The following is an 8889-nucleotide window of genomic DNA, read 5'->3' on the forward strand; positions in this document are numbered from 1 at the left end:
GCCGATCCGAGCGGCGGGCACACGTCGCAGATCCCGGCGGTCCGGGCGAGGCGGGCCCGCCCGCGAGGCCTACTGGCGGGCCGCCTCGGCTCCCGGGGACGCGGCGGACCAGCGCGGTCACCGGCAATCAGGCGTCCGAGACAGGTGGCGGCGTGCGCCACGGGCCGGCGTCCTTGCCGAGGGTTACGCAGACCTCTCCCTGGTGTGCCATCGCGCCGTCCGCCCGGGGCCCGAACCTCAGGTGCCAGCGGACGACGCCGTGCTCGTTCGTGGAGAACGTGCCGCGGACGTGCGTGCGTTCGACGGCCAGCGCCTCGTAGTCCGGCGGCTGCCCGTCGTCGCTGCGCAGGTGGGGGTAGAAGAAGTCCTCCAGGAACAGCAGCCGTTCGCTGGTGCGGATGAGGTAGCCCGTCCGGTACGAGCCCGGGGGGCGGGGCAGCTTCAGGGTCGACCAGCACAGGTGCTCGATCGTCTCGGTGGGGTGCAGCCGGGCGATGACGTACGGGGCGAACTCCTGGGCCCGGGGGTGTGAGTGGCTGTGGTCTGCGGCGGACAGGGCGCCGTCGAGGAGGAGTGGTATCTCCCGGTGCGCGTGGGCCGCTGCGGCGCCGGCGGCGTCGCCGTGGTCCTCCAGCAGTTGGGCGAGGAGCGCGGAGACGCCGTGGCGTTCGAAGAGCGGGGTGGGGTGGGCGAGGGCGGTGCGGCAAAGACGGATAGCGGCGGCGCGGGCGTCGGCCTCGGTGGCGTAGCCGAGGGCGCGGAGATTCGCGCGGGGCTCGGGGCCGGCGGCGGGGGTGGGGACCCGGCGTGGCTGGTCGCGGTCGTACGGGGTGACGGGGTAGCGGTCGTGGCGCCGGTTGCCGCGGGCGTCGTCGATCATCTCGGCGAGTTCCCGGGCGGCCTGGCCCCTCAGGTCGCCGTCGCTGTCCTCGACGACGGTGCCGAAGTCGCGGTGGGCTTCGGCGAGATGGCCCTGTTCGCGGTGCACCCGGGCCCGGCCGAGGAGTGTGCGGACCGCGGCCGTGTGCGCGGCGGTCAGCTCCGCGGTCAGGTCGGGCCGGGCTTCCGCGGGGGCGCGGCGGTGCAGCTCGCGCAGCATCCGGTACGCCCCGTCGGTTGCTGCGACCTGCACGTGGACGCCGGTGGGAAGGACCGCGGGCAGGCGCCCGTGGTCGAGAAGCCAGTGGTACTCACGCAGCGCGTCGCGGTAGCCGCGCAGTGCCCCGCGGTGGTCTCCCTCGCCCTCCAGGCGGGTGGCCCGCGCGAACGCGGACCGCATCCGGGACTCGTGCCGCCGCTCGAACACCCCGTGATCCTAGCGGGCGCTCCCGGTGCCGCCGGAGAGGTAGCTGCGCCATGTCGACGCGACCGGCCGCCGGTTGGTGGGTCTGCCGGCGGGTTTCGTCGACGTCGGGGAGGTCGGCGTCATGCTCGGTGGGGGCAGCGGTTCGAGGCCGTCGCCGGTGAGGAGCCGGCGCAGGCGGCGGTGGCCGTACAGGCGGGTGCGGCGCGCGGGCTGGCTCCGCTCGTCGTCAGCACCGTTGCACGTGGACGTGGCGGGCCCGGTGTTGAGGGGGTGTGCAGCTCTGTTTCGGCCTGCCGCGGGGATTACGTCGTGTCGGGCTGTTCCAGGTGGGTCAGCCATGTGGTCAGGAGGGTTTGCAGCTGGGCGGCCTCCTGGGGGGTGACTGCGTCGAGGAGGTCGCGCTCGTTGCGCATGTGGTCCGTGAAGGCCTGGTCGATCAGTTTGCGACCGGGTGGTGTGAGGGCGACCACGCGGCCGCGGCCGTCGCTTGCCGAGCGGCGCCGGGTGACCAGCCCGTTGCGTTCCAGACGGTCGATCCGCTTGGTCATCGCGCCCGTTGTCACCATGGTGTGCGCGGCCAGTTCGCCGGGTGCCCGCTCGTACGGGTCCCCCGCCCGCCGCAGGGCCGCCAGCACGTCGAACTCGCCCTCGCTCAGCCCGTACTGGTCGTAGACGAGGCACAGTCGCCGGGTCAGCAGGGCACCCAGCCGGTGCAGCCGGCCGATCACCGCCTGCGGGGTGATGTCCAGGTCGGGGCGTTCCCGAGCCCACTCGGCCTGGATCCGGGCGACATGGTCCAGGGGTGCTGCGCTGTTCTCCTCCACGCGGCCATACTAGCGCACTAGCTTCCGAGGAAGCTATATTGCTTCCGTGGAAGCTACCTGGCGCTGGTCGGTGATCACCGCGATCGCACCGGTGGCGTGGGGCACGACGTACTACGTCACCGGGGAGTTCCTGCCGCCCGAACGGCCGCTGTACGGCGCGGCGATACGGGCCCTGCCGGCCGGGCTGCTGCTGCTCGCCGTGCGCCGGGCGCTGCCGCGCGGCTCCTGGTGGTGGCGGTCCCTGGTGCTCGGTGTGCTGAACATGGGCGGGTTCTTCGCCCTCGTCTACGTGGCCGCGCAGCGCCTGCCGGCCAGCGTGGCCTCGACCGTCATGGCCACCGCCCCGCTGGTGATGACGGTGCTGGCCTGGCCCCTGGTCCGCGAGCCGCCGCGAGCACGCCATCTGGCAGCGGCGGTGGCGGGCGCGGCCGGTGTGTGCCTCATGCTGCTGACCGCGAGCGCGTCGATCGATCCCGTCGGCGTCCTGGCATCGGCGGGCGCCATGGCGATGTCCTCGTGCGGCTACCTCCTCGCCAAACGCTGGAGCGACGGCACCGACACCCTGGCCACGACGGCGTGGCAGCTCGTGGCCGGCGGCCTGATCCTGCTCCCGGCGGCCGCGGCCGTCGAGGGCCGGCCACCGGCGCTCGACGCTCCGGCACTGCTCGGTTTCGGCTACGTCGCCCTGGTCGCCACAGCGCTGGCCTTCGTCGCCTGGTTCGCCGGTCTGCGCCGGCTGCCAGCGGCGACCGTCGGCCTGGTCGGCCTGCTCAACCCGGTCACCGGCGTGCTGCTGGGCACCGCGGTCGCGGGCGAGGCACTGACCGGACGCCAACTGGCGGGGCTGGCACTGACCTTGGCGAGTGTGACCGTCGCCCGTCCCGCCGCACGCCGAGCCGAGCGGGAGCGGACAGCCGGCGCACCGCGGGTCACCTCTGCATGCCCTCCGGGATCAAGGACAGCAGACGGTCGGCGCACGGCGGTCCGCCGTTGTATGCGCGGGCGACCGCGGTGGTGAGCGCGAGCAGATAAGCCCGAGAACCCGCTCGTCGGCGCCGGTGCGGTGCGCGGCGGTGAACGCATCCGCTGGTGCCCGTGATACCGGTCCCGGCATCGGTGCACGTGCCCGCCGGCACCGGTCCTCACGGCCGCCGCTCCCCCGCGGGAGAGGTCGGCGGCCCCGGACGCCTTCGTTGAGTACGGCTCCCGGCTCCTCAGGGACCTTCCGCCGACAGGTGGGCGAGGCTCGTAGGCGCGGGAACGCGACCTGGGATTACCGACGGACCCGGGCACTTTGGGCCCGTAGGTGAATTTCCATTCACCTGATATGGTGAATGGAAATTCACCTCATCGTGTCGAGTCGCCGGAGAGCGCGTCAATGACGGAACCCGCCCCGATACCCGGCCTGCGGGGTCGGTTCACCATCCCGTCACTGGCCTTCGGCGGGATCCTGATGGCGGTCATGCAGACCGTCGTCGTACCGCTCCTTCCGGACCTGCCGAGGCTCACCGGCGCCTCGGCGGGAACGGTGTCCTGGACGGTGACCGCGACACTGCTCGCCGGCGCCGTACTCACTCCGGTGCTCGGCCGGGCCGGCGACATGTACGGCAAGAAGCGGGTGCTGATCTCGGCGCTGACGCTGATGACGGTCGGGTCGGTGATGTGCGCGGTCTCCTCCGACATCACCGTGATCATCACGGCCCGTGCACTCCAGGGTGCGGCGGCCGCCGTCGTACCGCTGTCGATCAGTATCCTGCGCGACGAACTGGCCCCGGAGCGCCGCGGATCGGCCGTCGCCATGATGAGCTCCACCGTCGGGGTCGGAGCCGCCCTCGGCCTGCCGCTGGCCGCCCTGGTGATCCAGTACGCCGACTGGCATGTGATGTTCTGGCTGACCAGCGCCCTGGGCGCGCTGGGGATCGCAGCCGTCGCCTGGGCGGTACGGGAGTCGCCGGTCCGCAAGCCGGGCCGCTTCGACGTCGTCGGCACCCTGGGGCTCGCCGCTGGTCTGGTGTGCCTGCTGCTGGGCGTCTCCCAGGGCGGGCAGTGGGGCTGGACCAGCGGGCCCGTCCTCGTCCTCTTCCTCGCCGCCGTGGTGGTCCTGGCCCTGTGGTCGTGGCATCAGCTGCGCGCGAAGGCACCACTGGTGGATCTGCGGCTCGCAGCACACCCGCGGGTCGGCCTGCCGCATGTGACCGCCCTGCTCACCGGCTTCGCGTTCTACGCCAACACCCTGGTGACGGCCCAGTTGGTGCAGGCACCGAAGGCCACCGGCTACGGACTCGAACTGTCCATCGTCGCCACCGGCCTGTGCCTGCTGCCCGGCGGTATCACCATGCTCCTGTTCTCGCCCGTCTCCGCCCGGATCTCCGAGGCCCGCGGGCCGCGCGTCACCCTGGCGCTGGGCGCCGCCGTCATCGCCTGCGGCTATGCGGTGCGCATCGCCGACAGCCGCGATCTGTGGATGATCATCGCGGGCGCGACGGTGGTCTCGACCGGCACCACCCTGGCCTACTCGGCACTCCCCACCCTGATCCTGCGCGCCGTCCCGGCGGAACAGACGGCCTCCGCCAACGGCGTCAACGTTCTGATGCGCACGATCGGCCAGGCCACGTCCAGCGCCGCCGTCGCGGCCATCCTGGTACACCACACCAGCGACGTCGGCGGCGCCCGGGCCGCCACGCTGCACGGTTATCTGCTGACGTTCACCATGGCCGGCGTCATCGCCCTCGTGGCATGCGCCGCAGCCCTGGTCATCCCGCGCGATGCGGCGGCGGCCGATGTGCCGCGCCAGCCACGCCGCAGGGTGTCCGCCGTCGCCCCGGAGAGGACCGAGAAGGGAGCGTAAAGGCATGAGCACCCCCGCACCCGCCCCCCGGCGGGACGCCGAGACGAGCAAGCTCGCCATCCTCCGCGCGGCCCGGTACCTGCTGGCCCGGCGCCCGCACGCCGACATCACCCTGAAGGACGTTGCCGAACGCGCCGGGGTGAGCCCGCCGCTGATCGTGAAGTACTTCGGCAACAAGAACGCCCTGTTCGCCGGAGTCATGTCCTTCGAAACCGACGCCAGTGCTCTGCTGGACGCCCCCCTCGGCGAGCTGGGCGCCCACATGGTCCGGCACATCCTCGAAAGCCAGCGCGAACGGGGTGCCGACCCGCTCCTGCGGATCGCTTTCGCTCCCCTGCACGGCCAGGACGGCGATGTCCTGCGGGTGAACTTCCGTACCCAGGTGGTGGATCATCTCGCCCTCCGCCTGACCGGCCCCGACGCCGGGCTGCGTGCCGAGCTGGCCGTGGCCCAGCTGGTGGGCCTGGGCGTGATGTACGGGATCGCGCGCGGCCCCGAGCTGCGCGCGGGGGCGATCGAGGACGTGGTGCGGCGCTTCGCCCCGACGGTGCAGGTGCTGCTGACACCCTGACGCTGTCAGAGGGGCAGCATTCCAGCCCGCGCCTGCACAGCCTTGCTTCGCGCCCGTCGCCGGTCAACGCCCGCACCGCGCAGGCCGGGGTCGATTCAAGGGGTCGCAGCCGCTCACTCTGGGTAAATTGGGGAGTGGCCGGGCGTTGTGGCGAAATGGGGGCGCTCTATGGACTCCGGGGACGCTCGTCGGCACGACGAGCGTCCTGAGGACGCCGAGATGCCGACCTGGCCGCCGCTGAGGTCCGTCCCGCCCGTGTCCCTGTGGAGGCGGTCGGCTCCACCGCCGCACTCGTACCCACCGCCGCGCCCGGCCGCCCCGCTCTCGACGGCCGACTGGCTGCGATCGCCACGCCCCGAGGCCGGCCCGGGCATTTGGCGACGGGGCCACCGGCCCAGGGACGAGACACCCTTGGCGTGGCTCGTCGCCGTCGCGCTGGCCACGGCATCGGCCGGCACCCTCCTGTGCGGACTGCTGTGGACGGAGCGGCTGGGATACTTATGGCTGGTGCCGGTGGAGTGGGCCATGGACTGGGATAGGAGTTGGATTCGCATCTCGCTGGCCTACGCCTACTACGCGCTGATCCTGGCGATCGTCCTCGTCGTCTGCGCGCGGGTCGGCCGCTGGGGCGACCTCCTGCGCCGCCTGCGTGCGGCGCAGAAGGCACACACACCGCAGCCACCGCCGTCTCCGGACACGGATCCGGCCAGGTGGCCGGAGTTGCGTGCGGCGGGGGCCGCCACGGCGGCCGACCGGCTCACCGCGGAACTGGCGTCCGGCTCCCTGTCCGACGTCGACCACGCCCGCATCACGCACGCCTGGCAGGCACGCGACCCCCACCACCCCGGTCATGCCGCCGCGTTCGTCCAGGAGGTCACGGCACGGGGAGCAGGCGCCTTCCCCCACAGCTCCGGCGCGCGCGACCTGCCCGCCCGCAGCGCCGAGCACGACCTTCTGCTCCGGCAGGTACGCATCGGCACCGCCGTCGACACCGCGGCCAACCCGTACGCCCTCCGTACCGCCGGGATCGCCCTCGACCCCGGCGTGCTCGCCGCCTCCGCACTGGCCGTCGGGCCCAGCGGGGCGGGCAAGACCGGCGAACTGGTGCGACCCGTGACGGAGTCGCTGTGCCTGCAGGCGCTCGCCTGCCAGGCATCCGTGGTCCTCGTCACCTCGGACACCGACGCGCCGCTCCCGGACGACGCGTTCGACGTCGTCGTACGTCCCGGCGACCCGCGTTCGCCGTACAGCCTCGACCTTTACGGCACCGACGACCCGGACGCCGCCGCCGGCGACCTCGCCGACGCCCTGCTCGGCAACCTGGCCATGCCTCCGGGAAGCGGTGACGGCAACCGCGCCGCGACCATGCTGCTGGCCCGGCTCAACGCCCCCTTCGCACGCGTACACGGCCGCCTGCCCGGCCTCGCGGAGCTGCGCGAACTACTCGACGGCGACGACGCGGTGCACGAGTTGCGCACCGCGCTCGCTGACATGGCCGACGGCGGCGCGTACGACACCGCGTGCCTGCGGGGCCTGGACACGCTGCTCGCCGGCCACCCGACCGGACCCGGCGACTGCCGGACACTGCTGGCCGACAACGTCGCGCTCCTGGACCGCCCCGCGTTCGCCGGCTGCTTCACCCCGCACGAGGACCGGCACGCGCCGCCGCGCCACCCGGTGTCACTGCGTGCGCTGGACCAGCCGGTGCGCATCCGCATCGACCTGCCCGAGCGCCGGCACCCTGCGGCGTCCCGCGTCCTGGCGCGGCTGCTGCTGGGGCAGTTCACCAGGTCGGCCGCCGCATGCCACGACCAGAACGTGTTCGCGTTCCTCATCCTCGACGACGCCGCCCAGGCCGTGACCGTACGCACTCTGGAGGGCCTGCGCAGGCTGCGCTCGGCCCACGCCGGTGCCCTGCTGACTCTGCGCAGCCTGACCGACGACGTGCCCTGGCACCTGCGCCGGCCGCTCCTCGACGCGGTCGGCTGCCGGATCGCCTGCGCCCGGCTCTCACCGCTGGACGCCCGGCACTTCACCGAGGTATGGCACGCCGATTACACCACCGACGCCGGTACCGCGCGGCGCTGGACGGAGTACGAGCTGACGACCGCCGCTCCGCCCGGATACGCGGTGTTCTCCTGCACCACCGTGCCGGGCGGACGGACGCAGCCACTCCTCATCGGGCTCGGCCGGTGACCGAGGCACTGCGGCCCCGCCGGCAAGTCCGTCGAGATCATCGGGTACGCCATCTACCGGGTCCGCGACGGTAAGTTCCTGCACATGTCGGCCATCCACGAGGCCGAAGCACTGCGGAAGCAGCTCGCAGGCTGACCGTTCCCGGGCCGTCAGCGCCGCTTCGCGGCGAAGGGGCCGTCGTCGCCGAAGGCGAGGTGGGCGAAGCGTTCGCCGATGTGCCGGTGGGTGGCGGGGTCCGGGTGGAGTTCGTCGGGCAGCGGCCGTCGTGCGTAGTCGCACTCGCCGTACAGATCGAGCCCGTCGAGGTAGTGCAGGTGCGGGTCGCAGGCGGCGCGTTGCCGGACGATACGTGCGAGCTCGTCGCGGATCACGGTGAGAGTCAGCTTTCCGGCGGCGGTCTCTTCGGGGTCGCCGGTGCTCATGAAGCGCACGCGCCCCTCGCTCATCGCGCCGGCGTCCGGTGCGCTGGGCCCGGGGGTGCTCTCGTGGATGGCGCAGTAGATCGGGGAGGTGACCACGAGGGGGGTGGTGGGGTGCCCTTCGCGGAGGGTGTCCAGGAAGCCGTGGACGGCGGGGGCGAACGCGCGCAGCCTCATCAGGTCGGCGTTGACGATGTTGATGCCGACTTTGAGGCTGATCAGGTCGGCGGGGGTGTCGCGCATGGCGCGGGCGGTGAACGGGTCGAGCAGGGCTCCGCCACCGAAACCCAGGTTCACCAGGTCCACCCCGCCCAGGGCCGCGGCCAGGGCGGGCCAGGTCCCGGTCGGGGCGGAGGCGTTGGAGCCCTGGCTGATCGAGCTGCCGTGGTGCAGCCAGACCCTGCGGCCGCGGGACGGTACGGTCCGGAGGGGGGCGTTGGTGCGCAGGGCGACCAGCCGGGTGGCTTCGTCGTGCGGCAGCCAGATCTCCACGTCCTTGTCGTCACCGGGCAGCCCGGTGAACCGCAGGGTACAAACCGGCCCGGGCCGCATGTCCGTGGTCCCGGCGGCCATGTCGATGGTGAGTACGTCGCCGTCCGCCGCGCCGGCCCGGCCCGTAAGCCGTCCGTCGACGAGGAGTTCGTACACCCCGCCGGGGCGCGGCGGGGCTCCGGCATAGACCCGCTTGGTGGCCACCACGTCCAGCTCGACGGCGGTGGCCGGGG

General features: G+C 73.0%; 7 protein-coding genes. 4 read left to right on the top strand and 3 right to left on the bottom strand.

Features of this window, described 5'->3' with window-relative positions; genetic code table 11:
* Positions 1-127: 127 nt before the first annotated feature.
* Positions 128-1306, bottom strand: coding sequence for a hypothetical protein (locus tag I003_RS0126565; protein WP_027774278.1), 1179 nt, complete (start codon positions 1304-1306; stop codon positions 128-130).
* Between the two features lie 302 nt (positions 1307-1608).
* Entirely contained in the window at positions 1609-2130 is a 522-nt protein-coding gene (locus I003_RS0126570; protein ID WP_027774279.1) for a MarR family transcriptional regulator, read from the bottom strand.
* 46 nt (positions 2131-2176) lie between these two features.
* On the opposite strand from I003_RS0126570, the gene I003_RS33350 reads away from it, so the two are divergent.
* The 4 genes from I003_RS33350 to I003_RS36215 all read left to right on the top strand — a co-directional run bounded on the left by I003_RS33350 (position 2177) and on the right by I003_RS36215 (position 7745).
* Positions 2177-3148, top strand: coding sequence for a DMT family transporter (locus I003_RS33350; protein ID WP_051368514.1), 972 nt, complete (start codon positions 2177-2179; stop codon positions 3146-3148).
* A 360-nt stretch (positions 3149-3508) separates the two neighbouring features.
* On the top strand, positions 3509-4978 hold the full coding sequence (locus tag I003_RS0126580; RefSeq protein ID WP_027774280.1) for an MFS transporter: 1470 nt from the start codon (positions 3509-3511) through the stop codon (positions 4976-4978).
* A gap of 4 nt (positions 4979-4982) precedes the next feature.
* On the top strand, positions 4983-5549 hold the full coding sequence (locus tag I003_RS0126585; RefSeq protein WP_027774281.1) for a TetR/AcrR family transcriptional regulator: 567 nt from the start codon (positions 4983-4985) through the stop codon (positions 5547-5549).
* Between the two features lie 219 nt (positions 5550-5768).
* Entirely contained in the window at positions 5769-7745 is a 1977-nt protein-coding gene (locus I003_RS36215; protein WP_486584399.1) for an ATP-binding protein, read from the top strand.
* Positions 7746-7894: 149 nt separating this feature from the next.
* Here I003_RS36215 and I003_RS0126595 read toward each other — a convergent pair.
* A partial coding sequence (locus I003_RS0126595; protein ID WP_027774283.1) for an SGNH/GDSL hydrolase family protein occupies positions 7895-8889 on the bottom strand: 995 nt, incomplete at its 5' end.

It is taken from the genome of Streptomyces sp. CNQ329, assembly GCF_000482585.1.

Excerpts from the sequence above, each read along its gene's own strand:
- I003_RS0126580 (WP_027774280.1), top strand. The coding sequence starts at position 3,509 with ATGACGGAACCCGCCCCGATACCCGGCCTGCGGGGTCGGTTCACCATC.
- I003_RS0126585 (WP_027774281.1), top strand. The coding sequence starts at position 4,983 with ATGAGCACCCCCGCACCCGCCCCCCGGCGGGACGCCGAGACGAGCAAG.
- I003_RS36215 (WP_486584399.1), top strand. The coding sequence starts at position 5,769 with ATGCCGACCTGGCCGCCGCTGAGGTCCGTCCCGCCCGTGTCCCTGTGG.